Raw genomic sequence first — 16,192 nt, forward strand, 5'->3', positions numbered from 1 at the left:
CCCAGCACTTCCCACTAGAGCAGATACCTGGGATCGGAGCTCCCGCGGCTACTGCCTATCCCAACGCTTCCCATCAAAGGAGATGTCAGGCGTCCGGTTCGTCCGGGGTTTTGGGGGCTTCGGCGCTTTCGTCGGCGGGCATGGGGTCATAGCCGAGGTCGTCGAGGATGGGCTGGGCCTGGTCAGGGGTCATGGAGGGGACGGTCGTCGCCTCCGAGTGCGCCCCGCAACCGTGATCGGCGGCGACGACGCGGCCGTCATCAGGCGCGTACTCATTGGCGCAGACCCCGAATCCGAGCCGGAGCGCGCCCGCCAGCGGCCAGTAGAACCCGCACGTCGAGCACTGCGCGGGCGCGGCGGCGGCGAGTGGCGTGTCGGGGCCGGGGTCGCCCGTGTGCCAGCGCTGGACCGCCAGGTCACGCCCGATGGCGGAGAGGACCCGAGCCCGGCCCAGACCATACTCAAAAATCATCTGGTGGTCGGTGTCGTCGTCGGTTTCGGTGAAACCGGGGGCCAGCCGGTCGTCGTCGGCCTCGGCGGGGAGCAGATCGCCCACGCCCAGGTCGCCGGGGCGGAGCCGCTGGTTCCACGGCACCCAGGTCGGCGCGAGCAACGCGCCACTCCCGGGCAGCAGCACCGTCTCACTTATCGTGACATTTCGGGCACGCGACGCCCGCGCCACAGTGATCGCCCAGCGCCAGCCCTGGTAGGCCCGATCCAGACAGGCGAAATAATGGGTGACGACCCGGTCGCCTTCGCTGTCGAAGCCCAGATGTTCGCCCACCTCGCCGGGCCTGGCGATCTCCTCGGCGCCCAGCCTGGCCAGGTCGACGGCGGCGGCGCAGGCCTGGTCGGCTGCCGAGCTTCTGATCCGGGTGCGACTCACACTTTATTTTCACCCACGCCAGGAGCGGACAGCACCCGACTCGGTCAGTAAGACTGGATTTTCGAACGTACGGGGAAGGGAGCGCCACCTGTGGCGGGTGTTTGGGAGCGAGTTCGGCGCGCAGGTCGGGGGACCGCCCGCGCGAGCCGTACCGCCGCGGGGGCGACGGCCCGAGCGGGAAAGTCGGTGGCCAGGACCGGACGGCGGGTGGGGCAGGCGACCCGGCGGCTGACCTACGCGCAAGGCGCGGGACGCACCGGTCTGGGAAGATTGATCGAGCTGACGGCGGCGCACAGCGCGGGCGACGCGTTCATCACCGTCTCCCTGGCGGGAGCGCTGTTCTTCGGCCTGCCGGTCGGCCAGGCGCGCGGTCAGGTGGCCCTCTACCTGCTCATCACGATGGTCCCGTTCACGGTGGTCGCCCCCTTTGTCGGCCCAGTTCTCGACCGATTCCGGTCCGGGCGCCGCTATGTCATGGCAGGCACCCTCTTCGCCAGAGGCCTCCTCTGCTGGGGCATGGCCTCATCGGTCGTGTACGGCGACACGCTGTCCCTCTTCCCCGCCGCTCTCGCCGTCCTCGTCCTGTCCAAGGCCTACAACGTCTCCCGCGCCGCGATCATGCCGAGCGTGCTCCCCGCCGACATCACGCTGGTCACCGCCAACGCCAGAGTCGCCCTGTTCGCCCTGGTCGCGGCCGGCGGCGCGGCGGGCACCGCGGCGGGGCTGACCGCCTGGATCGGCGCGGAATGGGTGCTGCGCGGCGCGATGGTGCTGTTCCTGGTCTGCGGCGTCGTCGCGGTACGGCTCCCGCGCCACGTCGACTCCCCCGAACCGGACGAGGACACCCCCGCCCCGCACTGGCGCACCTGGTTCAACGTCGGCCCGGTCGTCGGCGAGGCCATGCGGGCGAACGCCGCGATCCGCGTGCAAGCCGGATTCCTGGTGTTCTTCCTGCTCTTCCTGGTCCAGGACAAGCACCTGCCCGGCCTCGCGCCCGAGATCACGATCGGCCTGCTGGCCGCCGCCGCGGGCGGGGGCGGCCTGATGGGCGCGGCCGTCGCCTCCTGGGTCAAGTCCCGCTCCCCGCAGCTGATCGTGCTGGCCACGCTGGCGCTGACCACGATCACCACGATCGTGGCCGCCTTCTACTTCACCCTGTGGACGGCCGTCGCCGTCGCCCTGATCGGCGCGTTCGCGCAGGGCCTGGGCAAGCTCGCCCTGGACGCCATCGTGCAGCGCGAGATCGGCGAGGAGGTGCTCTCCTCCACCTTCGGCGTGGTCGAGGCGCTGCTCCAGATCGCCTGGGTGTTCGGCGGCCTGATCGGCCTGATGCTGTCGCTGTTCGTCCACGGCCCCGCCGGTTTCACGGTGATGGCGGTGGTGCTGGGACTCTCGCTCGGCTGGCTGATCGCGAGCAGGCGCAGACGGCTCCGCGCCAAGCCGGTACGGCTCCCCGCACCAACGGACACGAAGCCGCTGACCAATCCGTTCTAACCGTCGATGTCGTCGGCGACGGCCCGCAGCACGCTCGCGACCTTCTTGGCGTGCACCGGGTCGGGCTGCTTGCCCTTCTGGTAGGACGTCGAGATATCGTCCAGCAGCTTGATCAGGTCTTCGACGATGACGACCATCTCGTCCGGCTTCTTGCGCTTGCCCTTCGGCCGGGCGGTTTTGGCAAGCGTCGGCGGCTGCTCCAGGACCCGTACGGACAGGGCCTGCTGCCCGCGGCGGCCCTCCGCCACGCCGAACTCGACCTTCTGTCCTGGCTTGAGGACATCCACGCCTTTGGGCAACGCGGATGAATGCACGAAGACCTCACCGCCGTCGTCGCGGGTGAGGAAACCGAAACCTTTGGTCTCGTCGTACCACTTGACCTTGCCGCTGGGCACAGGAGTGACCTCGTTCAGACTGTCGTGAAAGGAATGGATGTAGGTTATGCCCACTGAGGCGGCATGGGACCGCCGGAACGCCTGGAAATTACGCCCGAATCGCCGTCGACACGGCGGTCTGGCGGGTCGCCACGGCGACGGCCGCGGCGGCCCGGTCTCGCCTCGTGGACGACGTTTCCGGTGGAGTGCACCCGTACAGGATGCCAAAACGGATACGTCTACGGGTAACCGGTTTATCCGCGAAAGCAGCCACTTATCAATGGGGCTACGGCGGAAACATTGACCGTCTACGCTGGGTGGCGGAGGTAGGCGGCATTCCCATGAGCAGATCCACGCGCGAGCGGATCATCGATGAGGCCCTGCGGCTGTTCGCCGAGCGGGGCTACGCGGCCACGTCGGTGGCCGAGATCGAGGCCGCCTCGGGTCTGTCGCCCGGCGCCGGCGGGCTCTACCGGCACTTCAAGTCCAAGTACGAGGTGCTCGCCGCCGCCATGACCGAGCACGCCACCAGGACCAGGCAGCAGATCGCCGAGGCGCTCGCCGAGGTGCACGCGGCCGGCCCGACCGTCGCGGTCGAGGAGCGCCTGGCCGAGCTGTGCCGGTCAGGACTGGCCAAGGTCCGCGAGGAGAGCGAGCTGACCCGGGTCTTCTTCCGCGATCTGAGCCAGTTCCCCGAGCTGGTGGGCGTGGTCCGCGAGGGCCTGCTGCAGCCGATGTTCGATTCGATCACGACCTGGTTCGAGGCGCAGCCGGAATACCGGGAGGCCGGCCTGGACTGGTCCGGGATCGGCGCGGTCCTGGGCGGCGCGGTGGTCCACTACCGCCTCTTCGAGGAGACCGTGGGGGAACCTCCCGGCCGCGCGGACAGGGACAGATTCGTGGCTTCCTGGGTACGGCTCGCGCTCGGCCTGCTGCCCCAACCCGCGGCTGCGGCCGTCTGAGTTACCGCGTCACCCGGAGCGTGCGGGACGGCGGCGGCGGAGGGGGATCGAACAGGCGGTAGATCAGCCAGGTCACCCCGGCCGCCGTGCCGATGATGAACATGACCCCGCTGACGCCGTGGAACTCGACGAGGAACCTGGCGAGATCGCCCTGGAAGCGGACCAGGGCGAGGGCGCCACCGCCGAACAGGTAGGCGGCGACCGGCGCGGACAGGCCGATCAGCCGGTCGCTGAACACCCAGCCCTCGCTGGCCAGCACGACCACCGCGCCCACCGCCCAGATCAACCCCGACACCGGGAAGATCGCCACGGTCGGCAGGCGGAACGGGACGAGCAGGGCGGCGAACACGAAGAGCCCGAGCCCGACCGTCTCCCTGCGGTTGTTGGCGAAGATCGACCAGGCGTCCCTGCCGTCGGTGGCCATCGGGTTCCCGCCCGCCATCGCGGCGTCGCGAATCCGGCTGAACGCGGACGGCTTGCGGCCGCCCTTGTCCGCCAGGTGCCGGCGCGCCTCCTGCCGGTAGTGCATGACCCCGGGCGGCGTGGGCGTCGAGCGGCGTCGGGGCGGCTCGGCGTCGTCCACGGGAAACACCCGGGTCTGCGGGGGTTCGCCGGATTGCCCCGCTAATCGGCGTGCTTCGCGGTCGACCAACTGTTCCGGGGTGCCGAACCTGGCCAGGATCCTGGCCACGGTCTTGGCATCCTCGCTGCCGGCGCGCTCCTCGTCCACCCGCTCGCGAACCCGGCGGACGAAGTCGAGCCGCTGTTCTGGCCGCATCCGGCCGTGGGCCGCGTCCGCGACCTTGCTGACGAACTCCAGGACGAGCTGGTCGGCGCGCTCGATCACGCACGCCAGTCTGCCCCAGCGCCCGGAAGTACGCGACTGTTGCCCGCGAAATCATGTCGGTCGCTGCTCATACGATGGAAGTAATGAGCGAGACGTTCACTGAGTGGCTGCGCAGCCGAACCGACGAGCAGCTGCGCGACCTCGCCATGTCCCGCCCTGAACTGATCACCCCGGTCCCCGCCCATGTGACCGGTCTGGCCTCCCGCGCGGGAACCCCGTCGGCGTTGGGCCGCGCGCTGGACCGGCTCGACCGTTTCACTCTCGCGGTGGCCGAGACCCTGGCGCTCAGCCCGGGCCCGCTGCCCGATCTCCGCGCCCAGTTGGCCCGGTGTGGTGCGGCGTCCGCCAGCGAGGTCGACCAAGCCCTAGATAGGGCCCTGGAGCGCCTGAGAACCATGGCCTTGGTCCACGGGTCGGACCCGACATTGCGGCTCGCCCCTGGCGTTACAGCGGCTCTGGACCCTCCTGCCGGGCTCGGCCCCCCGGTCGCCGACGTCTTCCGGCACCACGCCCCGGAGGCCGTCGAGGTCATGTTGGAGGATATTTCCACTCCGGGCAGGGGCGCGCCCCGCGATCGGCTGGCGAAGCTGTTCGCCGATCCCGCCAACGTGCGGCGGCTATTGGGCGAAATTTCACCACAAGCTAGGGCAGCGCTCGACGAGCTCGCCTGGGGACCGTCCAGCGGGCGGGTGCCGAACGCGCGCCGGGAGGTCCGGGTGGCCGGCGCCCAGTCGCCGATCGAGGAGTTGCTGGCGCGCGGCCTGCTCGGCGCCACCGGCGAGGAGAGCGTGGCGCTGCCGCGCGAGGTCGGGCTCGTGCTGCGCGACGGCTGCCTGCACCGTGACCTGTCCCCGGTTCCGCCGTCGCTCGACGGCATCCCCCGCGACCAGGACCGCGCCGACCGTACGGCGGCGGGGCAGGCGTTCGGCTTCGTGCGCTCGGTCGAGGAGTTGTGCGAGTTGTGGAGCGTGGAGGCTCCTGGGGTGTTGCGGACGGGCGGTCTGGCCGTACGGGATCTGAAAAGGACCGCGCAGTCGCTGGACGTGCCCGAATGGGCGGCGGCGTTCATCGTGGAGATCACGCACGCGGCCGGGTTGATCGCCTCGGGCGGGTCGGTCGACGGCGAGTGGCTGCCGACGTCCGCCTACGACACCTGGCGGGTCCGGACGACCGAGGATCGCTGGGGCACGCTGGCCGCGGCCTGGCTGACCTCGGATCGGGCGCCGGGGCTCGCGGGAGGCCGTGACGAGAAGGATCGCCTGCTGAACGCCCTCCATCCCGATCTGCGCAGGTCAGCCGCCGCCGAGGTGCGGGGAAAGACCCTCGCGGTCCTGGTTTCGGCAGAGCCCGGCCTGGCTCCCTCGGCCGAGTCGGTGCTGGATCGCCTGGCCTGGGAACAACCGCGCCGCCGTGGCGGCTACCGTACCGAATTCACGGAGTTCACCCTGCGCGAGGCCGAGTTCATCGGCGTGACCGGGCTCGGCGCGATGTCCGCGCACGGACGGGCGCTGCTCGACGGCGGTCGCGGCGACGCGGCCGCGGCGCTGGCCCCGCTCCTCCCGGAACCGGTCGATCGAGTCCTGCTCCAGGCCGATCTCACCGCCGTCGCACCCGGCCCGCTCACCAGCGAGCTCGGCCGCTGGCTGGCCCTGGCCGCCGACATCGAGTCCAAAGGCGGCGCGACCGTCTACCGGTTCTCGGAAAGCTCGGTCCGCCGCGTCCTGGACGCCGGGCAGTCCGCCGGAGAGTTCCTCGCCATGCTGGAACGCCACTCCGCGACTCCCGTGCCGCAGCCCCTCACCTATCTCGTCGGCGACGTGGCCCGCCGCCACGGGCGCCTCAGGGTCGGGACGGCGTCGGCGTACATCCGTTGTGACGACCCCGCCGTCCTGGAAGAGGTCCTCGCCGACCGCCGCTCCCACGCGCTGCGGCTGCGCCGCCTGGCCCCCACCGTCGTGGCCTCCAAGACCTCCCGGGCGACCCTGATCGACTCGCTCCGCGCCATGGGTTACGCGCCCGTCGCCGAATCCCTGGACGGCGACGTCGTGATCTCCCGCCCCAACGCCCGCAGGACCGAGAGCCCGCCGGCCCGCGCCGTCAACGGCTTCCACGGCCCGGAACCCGAAGTCGTCGCCGCCGCCATCCGCGCCATCCGGGCCGGGGACGCCGCCCATCTGTCCCGCCTCGAACCCCGCGGCGAACCCGACGGCGCCCTCCCCCGCTCCCCCGCCACCGCGACCATCACCGCCCTTCAGGAGGCCATCCGCCAGGGCACCCGCGTCTGGATCGGCTACCTCGACTCGCAGGGCCAGGCGACCAGCCGGATCCTCGAACCCGCGCGAATGGAGGGCGGCTACCTCACCGCGTACGACGAGACCCGCGCCGCCATCCACCGCTTCGCGTTGCATCGCATCACCGGTGTGGCGGACGTGAATTAATTCCGTTGTCGGCGGGTGATTCGTCAGGCAGAGTCATTACCAATCCGCGAGAACTTTCCGCGTCATGTCAGGAAAGACAACTTCTCCGGAAATGGCGCTATTCCATGATCTGCCGGCAGGGGTTGGATTGGCGACTGACCTTCATGATCGGCGAGGTGGGTTCCACACATGTCGCGACGTGTCGTGGTATGTGTGGACCCATCGGCTCTGGGCCTGCGACCAGTAGTGAGCAAAGTGGGACTCATTCCGGCTGCCCGGGTGTTGGATAGGCGGTACGCCGGAGATGGGGGACACCTGTGAATGACGGCCCGTTGATCGTTCAGTCGGACAAGACGTTGCTGCTCGAAGTGGATCACGAGCGGGCCGACGAGTGCAGGAAGGCGATCGCGCCGTTCGCCGAGCTGGAGCGCGCGCCCGAGCACGTGCACACCTACCGCGTGACGCCGCTGGCGCTGTGGAACGCCCGCGCCGCCGGGCACGACGCCGAGCAGGTGATCGACGCCCTGATCAGCTTCAGCCGCTACCCGGTGCCGCACGCGCTACTCGTGGACGTGGCCGAGACCATGGCCCGGTACGGCCGCCTCAAGCTGGACAAACACCCCACTCACGGCCTGGTCCTCACCAGCACCGACCGAGCCGTCCTGGAGGAGGTGCTGCGCTCCAGGAAGATCCAGCCGATGCTCGGCGAGCGCCTCCCGGACGACACGGTGGTCGTGCATCCCAGCGAGCGCGGCAACATCAAGCAGGCCCTGCTCAAGCTGGGCTGGCCGGCCGAGGACCTGGCCGGATACGTGGACGGTGAGGCCCATCCGATCCTGCTCACCGAGGAGGGCTGGGAGCTGCGCTCCTACCAGCGGGAGGCGGCCGACGCGTTCTGGCACGGCGGCTCCGGCGTGGTCGTGCTGCCGTGCGGCGCGGGCAAGACCATCGTCGGCGCGGCGGCCATGGCCCGGGCGCAGGCGACCACGCTGATCCTGGTGACCAACACGGTGAGCGTGCACCAGTGGAAGCAGGAGCTGCTCAAACGCACGTCGCTGACGGCCGACGAGATCGGCGAGTACACGGGGACCAAGAAGGAGATCCGCCCGGTCACCATCGCCACCTACCAGGTCATGACGGCCAAGCGGCAGGGCGAGTACCGGCATCTGGAGCTGTTCGACGCCCGCGACTGGGGGCTGATCATCTACGACGAGGTGCACCTGCTGCCCGCGCCGATCTTCCGGATGACCGCCAACCTGCAGGCCCGCCGCCGGGTCGGCCTGACCGCCACCCTGGTCCGCGAGGACGGCCGGGAAGGCGATGTGTTCTCCCTGATCGGCCCGAAACGGTATGACGCGCCGTGGAAGGAGATGGAGAACCAGGGCTGGATCGCCCCCGCCGACTGCGTCGAGGTCCGGGTCACCCTCACCGACGAGGAACGCCTCGCCTACGCGATGTCCGAAAACGAGGAGCGGTATCGCTTCTGCGCGACCACCCCGTCCAAGACCCGCGTCACCGAGGCCCTGGTGCGGCGCCACGCGGGCGAGCAGGTCCTGGTCATCGGGCAGTACATCGACCAGCTCGACGAGCTCGCCGCGCACCTGGACGCCCCGGTCATCAAGGGCGAGACCCGGGTGCGCGAGCGGGAACGCCTCTTCCAGGCCTTCCGCGACAAGGAGATCCAGGTCCTGGTCGTGTCGAAGGTGGCCAACTTCTCCATCGACCTGCCGGAGGCGGCGGTGGCCATCCAGGTCTCCGGGACGTTCGGGTCACGGCAGGAGGAGGCGCAGCGTCTCGGGCGGGTGCTGCGGCCCAAGGCCAGCGGGGGCGGCGCGCGGTTCTACTCGGTGGTGAGCCGGGACACGGTAGATCAGGAGTTCGCCGCGCATCGGCAGCGATTCCTCGCGGAACAGGGCTATGCCTACCAGATCATCGACGCCGACGACGTCCTGACATGACAAACCCGGCGGGGCGCACCCCGCCGGGCAACAATAGTTATGTCCACGAAATTCCGCCGGCCCGAGTCAACCGCATCACCCCCTCGCGCCTTGGCCCCCTCAGCCAAGAATTACCAGACAAGCCCGGTTCCGGGCATACCCCTATTGTCCAACCTAATCACGCGATTTGCGCATCTTTTTCGCGCATTTCCCATGCCGATTCAATAAGGTTTCGCAGGGTATTCGGGAGATTACTGCGCGGCCATCCCGCCCACGAACAGCACTCCTTCGGCCACCACCCACGCCACCAGCGCGACCGGCAGCAACCCCGCCCGCCGGGTCAGCCAGGCCGCCACGGTGGCACTCGCCGCGATCACCGCGAACAGCCCCGAAACCGTGGAAACCATGTCAAGCCGCTGCGCGCACGCCTTGCGGCTCTCCCCGTCGGAGCAGAACGCCTCAAGCCCCCACCCCGCGAACACCGACAACCCCCACAGGGCGGCGAGCAACAAGCTCGCGACCATCGGTATCACCGGCGACACCCACGTCCGCGTCATCCCTACCAGGTACCCGGGCAAAGAAACGACAACACCCGCTACCTCGCCCTTCCGGTCGACTTTAGCCGGAGAACACCTGGTCAGCGTGCCGGAAACTCGGTTGGTGTCTTCCTCGCGCATGAGTAAGCTCTTGTGTTTCGCTGCCTTGACCACCACCCCGACAGGAGCTCCGGCATGCCCGCCCACCAGCTGGCCCCCGACATACTCGCGGCGGAACGGGAACATCTCGCGATCTCCCGCGCCGCCCTCACCGCGATGCGCGTACACGCCCAGTCGCTCTCCTCCGACGCCGCCGGCGACTGGGTCTCCCAGCAGGTCCTGCAGGGCCTGCTCGACCAGCGGGTGGCCGCCCTCGCCGACCACCCCGACACCCCGCTCTTCTTCGGCCGCCTGGATCGCGGTACGGCTCCCGCCGACGAACTCCCGGGAACCCTGCACGTCGGCCGGCGACACGTACACGACGGAGCGGGCCAGGCGCTCGTCATCGACTGGCGCGCCCCCGTCTCCCGGGCGTTCTACCAGGCCAGCCCCGCCGAGCCGATGGGCGTCTCGCGACGGCGCCGGTTCGGCTACCAGGCCGGCGAACTCACCGCCTTCGAGGACGAGGACCTCACCCACGGCGGCACGCTCGGCACCTCCAAGATCCTCACCGACGAGATCGAACGCCCCCGCACCGGCCCGATGCGCGACATCGTCGCCACCATCCAGCCCGACCAGGACGAGATCGTCCGCGCCGGCCTGGGCGTGACCGTCTGCGTCCAGGGCGCCCCCGGCACCGGCAAGACCGCCGTCGGCCTGCACCGCGCCGCCTACCTGCTGTTCACCCACCGCGAGAAGCTGTCCCGCTCCGGCGTGATGATCGTGGGCCCGAACCGCGCCTTCCTGTCCTACATCTCCTCGGTGCTGCCCGCCCTCGGCGAGGTCAAGGTCGACCAGACCACCGTGGCCGGCATCCTCGGCGACCACGCCCACCCCGAGGACCCCGCGATCGCCACCATCAAGGCCGACGCCCGGATGGCGCCCGTGCTCAGGCGCGCCCTCTGGCTGCACGTCACCAAGCCCGAGGAAGGCGTGCTGGTCACCCGGGGCGTCAACCGCTACCGCGTCGCCGACTACGAAGTCCGCGAGATCGTGGCCTCCCTGCGCGGCACAACCCGCTACAACCCCGGGCGTACGGCCCTGGCCCAGCGGCTGGCCCATGCGATCCTGGTCCAGATGGAGCGCCGCGGCGAATCCCCCGACGACCGCGTCCAGGACGCCGTCGCCCGCTCCAAGCCCGTCAAGCAGGTCATCGACCAGACGTGGCCCAAACTCACGCCGGAACAGGTCCTGCATCGCCTGCTGAGCGACCCCGCCTTCCTCGCCCAGGCCGCCAAATCCGACCTGACCCCGCTGGAGCAGCAGGCCCTGCTGTGGCCCAAGCCCGCCAAGTCGTTCCGCTCGGCCAAATGGACCGCCGCCGACGCCGCCCTCCTCGACGAACTCGCCGACCTGATGGACCGCACCCCGTCCCACGGCCACCTGGTGGTCGACGAGGCCCAGGATCTGTCCGCGATGCAACTGCGCGCCCTCGGCCGCCGCTGCCGCACCGGCTCCGCCACCGTCCTCGGCGACCTGGCCCAGGGCACCACCCCCTGGTCGGCCCGCTCCTGGCAGATCGTCCTGCACCACCTCGGCTTCGAAAAGGACTCACAACGCTCCGGCGGCACCGAAACCGCCATCACCGAACTCACCCTCGGCTTCCGCGTCCCCCGCGAAGTCCTCGACTACGCCGCCCGCCTCCTCCCCGCCATCGCCCCCGACCTGGCCCCACCCCGCTCCCTCCGCCCCGGCCCCGGCTCCCTCACCATCCACCAAACCGACGACCTCGGATCAGCCCTGACCCAAACCATCACTCAAACCCTCACCCGCGAAGGCTCCATCGGCGTCATCACCCCCGACTCCCTGACCACCGAAATCTCCACCACCCTCACTCTCCCCCACGAGATCCTCACCCCCGACGCACCCACAAACCACCGCGTGCTCCTCATCCCCGCCTCCCTGGCCAAGGGCCTCGAATACGACCACGTAATCCTGGTGGACCCCACCACCATCACCACCGCAGAACCCCAGGGCCTCTCCCGCCTGTACGTCGCCCTCACCCGCGCCGTAACAACCCTGACGATCCTCCACACGACCCCCCTCCCTCCCGAACTAGCCCACTGACCCCCAACAACACAAAAGCCCTCCGAACGTGGGTTCGGAGGGCTAACGTTTAGCAACGAAGGGCACACAGGGAGTCCGCGCCTCCCCAAACAGCCCAAGAAAGGAGCTTGCCCCGGGGAGCTTGCAAGCAGAGGCTAATCCCGGGGCTTCCGTCACCCATGGTAGCGCATGATGAACAGCGCGGAAAGGCCAACAGTGAACCCCGCCCTCGATCACGCCGTCGAATTGGCGATCTCCGTCGAACGTTTGCGCCCCTACCGAGCGGCCTTCAACGGAGACCGGTCTACGGGACTCAGGCTCTACGCCTGGAACATCGAGATCTCAACCGCCTTCTACGGGTTGCTCCACTGTCTCGAAGTAGTCCTGCGAAACGCCATGCACCGCGAGCTGATCGCGCACTTCGACCGGGAAGACTGGTGGCATTCCCCCAAACTCCGCCTTGATCTCCGCTCAGCCCGAGCAATCTCCGACATGGAAGCGGACCTGGCCCGCTCCTATGCCACCCCCACTCCCGGCCATATGGTGGCCGCCTTAACGCTGGGGTTCTGGGTCAATCTGATGGCATCCACCAACAACTACGAGACGATCCTCTGGCGACCGGCGCTGCACAAGTCGTTCCCCCACTACCGAGGCACTCGACAGCCACTCCACCGCGACCTGTACCACCTCCGGCTCTTCCGCAATCGCATCGCCCACCACGAGGCCGTACACGGTCGGCATCTCGCAGCCGACCACGCGAGCATCATCCGGGTCCTGGGCTACCTCTCCCCCGAAGCCACCCAATGGGCACGCAAGCACGATCGCGTACCTGAGGCGCTCGCCCGTCGCGCCGATGTATGCGCCGCCCTGGCGCCTACCCGATTCTGAGAACCCCCCACAACAAAAGGATCACGAGGAGATCGGAGATTCCTCTCTGGTTCCGTCCAGCGCCGCGCGCACAGTTGTGGTCTGGGTGCCCAGGAGGTTGGCGAGGGGGCGGAGTGTGGTCTTGCCGTCCCGGTAGGCCTGGAATGAGGTGCGCAAGAGGGGAACGGGGAGTCGGGGCTGGCCGGCTGTGGTGAGCCACTCCCAGTAGGAGTCCAGGCGGTTGGTCAGGACGGCGGCATCCAGTGAACGCATGCGCACGAAAGCGTCACACTGCTGGCGGTCGATCAGTCCCAGGTTGTAGAGACGCCAGGCGAGGTTGACCGGGGAGACCCACAGGTCGCAGGCGAGTGATGCGAACGAGTGGTCTGACCAGGTGATGTGTCTGGCTTTCTCCTCGAGCAGCTCCTGCGGGAGGAGGAACCGGGTGGCGAAGGCGTTGGCTTTGATCTCGGAGGGCTTCTTTTTGTGGGTGGTGTCGGTGAGGTCGGGATCCAGATGCAGGCCTTGGTCGTCGCCTGCGAGTAGCTGGCCGAGCTCGTGTGCGATGGTGAATCGCTGGCGGGCGGGGATGTCCGAGGTGCCTACGACCATGAGGCGAGAATTGTCGTCCGCCCAGCTCAGGCCCTCGTAGCCGTGGGGAAAGCGCATGATTCGAACATCGATCCCGAAGACGCCTTCCACCACCGTGCTCAGGTCTCGAACCTGCCAATGTTTGAATCGCGAAAATCGCAACTGACGAGTGGACTTGAAGTCCAATATGCCCAGAGATGCGCGAGACAGAGGGCCGCGAGGTGCCGCATCTTGGGGGAGCCTGCTGACCATCACGCGACGGCTCGTCCCGTGTCCGGGGCTCGCTTCACAAGCTTGGAGTTACGCCATCCGAGGGGATGTCACCCTTCGGCCGTGGGACCTTGTTGGGCCGGATGCGTTGGGTAAGTCGGTCGTGGGCGTGCTGCCGTGCAGCAGTCCTTGTCGACGGACTGGCGCGCACCTGAGCGCTCTACCTCCTGGCCGCGAACGCGTCCCAGGTGAATGGGGATTGGCATGCATACCCGAGCGCCCTACCGCTGACCATCGTGACCAGTAGGTCGAACGCTCGCGTTAGGGTCCCGCTGTGGATGATGAGCTTGTTATTCGCTATGGCCGCGAAGAGGACATCCCGGCAGTTCTGGAATTCTGGCGCCAGGCAGCTGAGGGAACCGACCGGCACGACGATCCGGCGAAAGTGGCGGCCCTGATCGAGCGAGACCCTGAGTCGTTGCTGATCGGCGAGATCGGCGGCGTGCTGGTGGGAACATTGATCGCTGGTTGGGACGGCTGGCGGGCGCACCTCTACCGCCTCGCGGTGTCCCCGGCATTCCGGCGGCGCGGGATCGCATCAGCCCTGATCGTGACAGCCGAGCAGCGGTTCACGGCCTTCGCCGCGTTCCGCGTGGACGCCATGGTGCTCCACGAGAACGAGCTCGCCCATCATGCCTGGAAGGCGGCGGGTTACGGACCACAACCGCAGTGGGGCCGCTGGATCAAAGCGCTGGAGTGAGAATCGTCTAGGGGCTGGGTCGCCCGACCCCTCTCTCACACCGCCGGAGATTCGCGTCGGGCTTCCCTCAACCTTGCGCAGGCTCGGGGGTGGCTACGTGGGTCGTTTCGTCTCGCCGCGGCATCCTGGAGGCCATCTTTCCGTGCCCCAGCCCATCGTCGCGGGCCGGCCACGGGTACTCGATGGGCCTAGGCGCGACCCTCTTCTCCGGCTGTCGTTGTTGAGGCCCTCTTCCGCATCTTAAGAATCGCGCTCGTCCGCAGCGGGGCGCGTCGACCGGATCGGGAGCATGCGCGCCGAGGGGGCGAGTTCGGCGCGCGCCGCGTGGCCCTCGTTCTCTCACCCCGCATCAAAGACGATGCAGTTGCCTTCGGATCGGAGTTGGCACCAGCCTTCCGTCGAGGCCCAAGTAATCGCCTATGCCGGGCGTACACACAAAAAGGCGGTCCCGGGTGGGACCGCCTGATCGTGGGAGGTGGGACTTGGTTAGAAGTCCATGTCTCCGCCGCCGGGCATGCCGCCGCCGGCCGGAGCAGGGTTCTTCTCCGGCTTCTCGGCGATGACGGCCTCGGTGGTCAGGAAGAGCGCCGCGATGGAGGCGGCGTTCTGCAGGGCGGAGCGGGTGACCTTGGCGGGGTCGATGATGCCGGTGTCGAACATGTTCACGTACTCACCGGTGGCGGCGTTGAGACCCTCGCCCGGGGGAAGGTTGCGGACCTTCTCCACCACGACGCCGCCTTCGAGGCCGGCGTTGACGGCGATCTGCTTGAGGGGCTCTTCGAGCGCCTTCTTGACGATCGCGGCGCCGGTGGCCTCGTCGCCGGTGAGCTCGAGCTTGTCGAACGCCTGGGCGCTGGCCTGGAGCAGCGCGACGCCGCCGCCGGGGACGATGCCCTCCTCGACGGCCGCCTTGGCGTTGCGGACGGCGTCCTCGATGCGGTGCTTGCGCTCCTTGAGCTCGACCTCGGTGGCCGCGCCCGCCTTGATGACGGCCACGCCGCCGGCGAGCTTGGCGAGGCGCTCCTGGAGCTTCTCGCGGTCGTAGTCGGAGTCGGTGTTCTCGATCTCGGCGCGGATCTGGTTGACCCGGCCGGCGATCGCCTCGGCGTCACCGGCGCCGTCCACGATGGTGGTCTCGTCCTTGGTGACGACGACCTTGCGGGCCTTGCCGAGCACGTCGAGGGTGGCGGACTCGAGCTTGAGGCCGACCTCCTCGCTGACGACCTGGCCGCCGGTGAGGGTGGCGATGTCGCCCAGCATGGCCTTGCGGCGGTCGCCGAAGCCGGGGGCCTTGACGGCCACCGAGCGGAACAGGCCGCGGATCTTGTTGACCACCAGGGTGGCGAGGGCTTCGCCCTCGACGTCCTCAGCGATGATCAGGAGCGGCTTGCCGGCCTGGACGACCTTGTCAAGCAGGGGCAGCAGGTCCTTGTTGGCCGAGACCTTGGAGTTGACCACGAGAATGTAGGGGTCCTCCAGGACCGCCTCCATGCGCTCGGGGTCGGTCACGAAGTAACCCGAGTTGTAACCCTTGTCGAAGCGCATACCCTCGGTGAGCTCGAGCTCCAGCCCGAAGGCGTTGCTCTCCTCGACCGTGATGACGCCTTCCTTGCCGACCTTGTCCATCGCCTCGGCGATCAGCTCGCCGATCTCGGTGTCACCGGCGGAGATGGAGGCGGTGGAGGCGATCTGCTCCTTGGTCTCCACATCCTTGGCCAGCTTGGAGAGCTCCTCGCTGACCCGCTCGACGGCCGCCTCGATGCCCTTCTTCAGGGCCATCGGGTTGGCGCCCGCCGCGACGTTGCGCAGACCCTCACGAACCAGGGCCTGGGCCAGCACGGTGGCGGTGGTGGTGCCGTCACCCGCGACGTCATCGGTCTTCTTGGCGACTTCCTTGACCAGCTCGGCCCCGATCTTCTCCCACGGGTCCTCAAGCTCGATCTCCTTGGCGATGGAGACACCATCGTTGGTGATCGTGGGGGCGCCCCACTTCTTCTCCAGCACGACGTTGCGGCCCTTGGGGCCCAAGGTCACCTTGACGGCGTCGGCGAGCTGGTTCATACCGCGCTCAAGACCGCGCCGGGCTTCCTCGTCAAACGCGATCAT

13 protein-coding genes are annotated in these 16,192 nt (G+C 68.7%); 7 read left to right on the forward strand and 6 right to left on the reverse strand.

Annotated features, from left to right (window positions below; all coding sequences use genetic code 11):
• Positions 1-85: 85 nt before the first annotated feature.
• A complete protein-coding gene (locus tag Amac_RS36420) occupies positions 86-886 on the reverse strand; it encodes a DUF3027 domain-containing protein (RefSeq protein ID WP_155358964.1) in 801 nt (266 codons plus the stop codon).
• Positions 887-1,072: 186 nt separating this feature from the next.
• Here Amac_RS36420 and Amac_RS36425 point away from each other — a divergent pair, with 186 nt between their 5' ends.
• Positions 1,073-2,380 (forward strand): MFS transporter, encoded by a 1,308-nt coding sequence (locus Amac_RS36425; protein WP_246268951.1) that lies wholly within the window; start codon positions 1,073-1,075, stop codon positions 2,378-2,380.
• On the opposite strand, the gene Amac_RS36430 is transcribed toward Amac_RS36425, so the two are convergent.
• Positions 2,377-2,775 carry a cold-shock protein gene (locus Amac_RS36430; RefSeq protein ID WP_155349839.1) on the reverse strand — a complete coding sequence of 133 codons (399 nt, stop codon included), beginning with the start codon at positions 2,773-2,775 and terminating at the stop codon, positions 2,377-2,379. The two genes, Amac_RS36425 and Amac_RS36430, sit on opposite strands and share 4 nt — an antisense overlap.
• 320 nt (positions 2,776-3,095) lie before the next feature.
• Between Amac_RS36430 and Amac_RS36435 the strand changes: the two genes are divergently transcribed.
• The gene (locus Amac_RS36435; RefSeq protein ID WP_155358966.1) at positions 3,096-3,716 is read left to right on the forward strand and encodes a TetR/AcrR family transcriptional regulator; all 621 of its coding nucleotides are present in this window, start codon (positions 3,096-3,098) and stop codon (positions 3,714-3,716) included.
• Position 3,717: 1 nt separating this feature from the next.
• Here the strand turns inward: Amac_RS36435 and Amac_RS36440 are convergent, their stop codons facing one another.
• Positions 3,718-4,563: a hypothetical protein gene (locus Amac_RS36440; RefSeq protein WP_155358967.1), complete on the reverse strand. Its 846-nt coding sequence runs from the start codon at positions 4,561-4,563 to the stop codon at positions 3,718-3,720.
• Positions 4,564-4,646: 83 nt separating this feature from the next.
• Between Amac_RS36440 and Amac_RS36445 the strand changes: the two genes are divergently transcribed.
• Together Amac_RS36445 and Amac_RS36450 are read left to right on the forward strand one after the other, a co-directional pair.
• The gene (locus tag Amac_RS36445; protein ID WP_155358968.1) at positions 4,647-7,001 is read left to right on the forward strand and encodes a helicase C-terminal domain-containing protein; all 2,355 of its coding nucleotides are present in this window, start codon (positions 4,647-4,649) and stop codon (positions 6,999-7,001) included.
• 296 nt (positions 7,002-7,297) lie between these two features.
• Positions 7,298-8,938 (forward strand): DNA repair helicase XPB, encoded by a 1,641-nt coding sequence (locus tag Amac_RS36450; protein WP_155358969.1) that lies wholly within the window; start codon positions 7,298-7,300, stop codon positions 8,936-8,938.
• Between the two features lie 230 nt (positions 8,939-9,168).
• Here Amac_RS36450 and Amac_RS36455 read toward each other — a convergent pair whose 3' ends face one another.
• Positions 9,169-9,441, reverse strand: coding sequence for a hypothetical protein (locus tag Amac_RS36455; protein WP_155358970.1), 273 nt, complete (start codon positions 9,439-9,441; stop codon positions 9,169-9,171).
• A 207-nt stretch (positions 9,442-9,648) separates the two neighbouring features.
• Between Amac_RS36455 and Amac_RS36460 the strand changes: the two genes are divergently transcribed.
• Both Amac_RS36460 and Amac_RS36465 read left to right on the forward strand, forming a co-directional pair.
• Positions 9,649-11,679 carry a HelD family protein gene (locus Amac_RS36460; RefSeq protein ID WP_155358971.1) on the forward strand — a complete coding sequence of 677 codons (2,031 nt, stop codon included), beginning with the start codon at positions 9,649-9,651 and terminating at the stop codon, positions 11,677-11,679.
• A 195-nt stretch (positions 11,680-11,874) separates the two neighbouring features.
• Positions 11,875-12,546, forward strand: coding sequence for an Abi family protein (locus tag Amac_RS36465; RefSeq protein WP_170322836.1), 672 nt, complete (start codon positions 11,875-11,877; stop codon positions 12,544-12,546).
• A gap of 21 nt (positions 12,547-12,567) precedes the next feature.
• Here the strand turns inward: Amac_RS36465 and Amac_RS36470 are convergent, their stop codons facing one another.
• Positions 12,568-13,368, reverse strand: coding sequence for an ImmA/IrrE family metallo-endopeptidase (locus Amac_RS36470; RefSeq protein WP_281356385.1), 801 nt, complete (start codon positions 13,366-13,368; stop codon positions 12,568-12,570).
• A 292-nt stretch (positions 13,369-13,660) separates the two neighbouring features.
• Between Amac_RS36470 and Amac_RS36475 the strand changes: the two genes are divergently transcribed.
• Positions 13,661-14,086 carry a GNAT family N-acetyltransferase gene (locus Amac_RS36475; protein ID WP_155358974.1) on the forward strand — a complete coding sequence of 142 codons (426 nt, stop codon included), beginning with the start codon at positions 13,661-13,663 and terminating at the stop codon, positions 14,084-14,086.
• Positions 14,087-14,572: 486 nt separating this feature from the next.
• Here the strand turns inward: Amac_RS36475 and groL are convergent.
• A partial coding sequence (groL, locus tag Amac_RS36480; protein ID WP_155358975.1) for a chaperonin GroEL occupies positions 14,573-16,192 on the reverse strand: 1,620 nt, incomplete at its 5' end.

The organism is Acrocarpospora macrocephala (assembly GCF_009687865.1).
Classification (GTDB): domain Bacteria; phylum Actinomycetota; class Actinomycetes; order Streptosporangiales; family Streptosporangiaceae; genus Acrocarpospora; species Acrocarpospora macrocephala.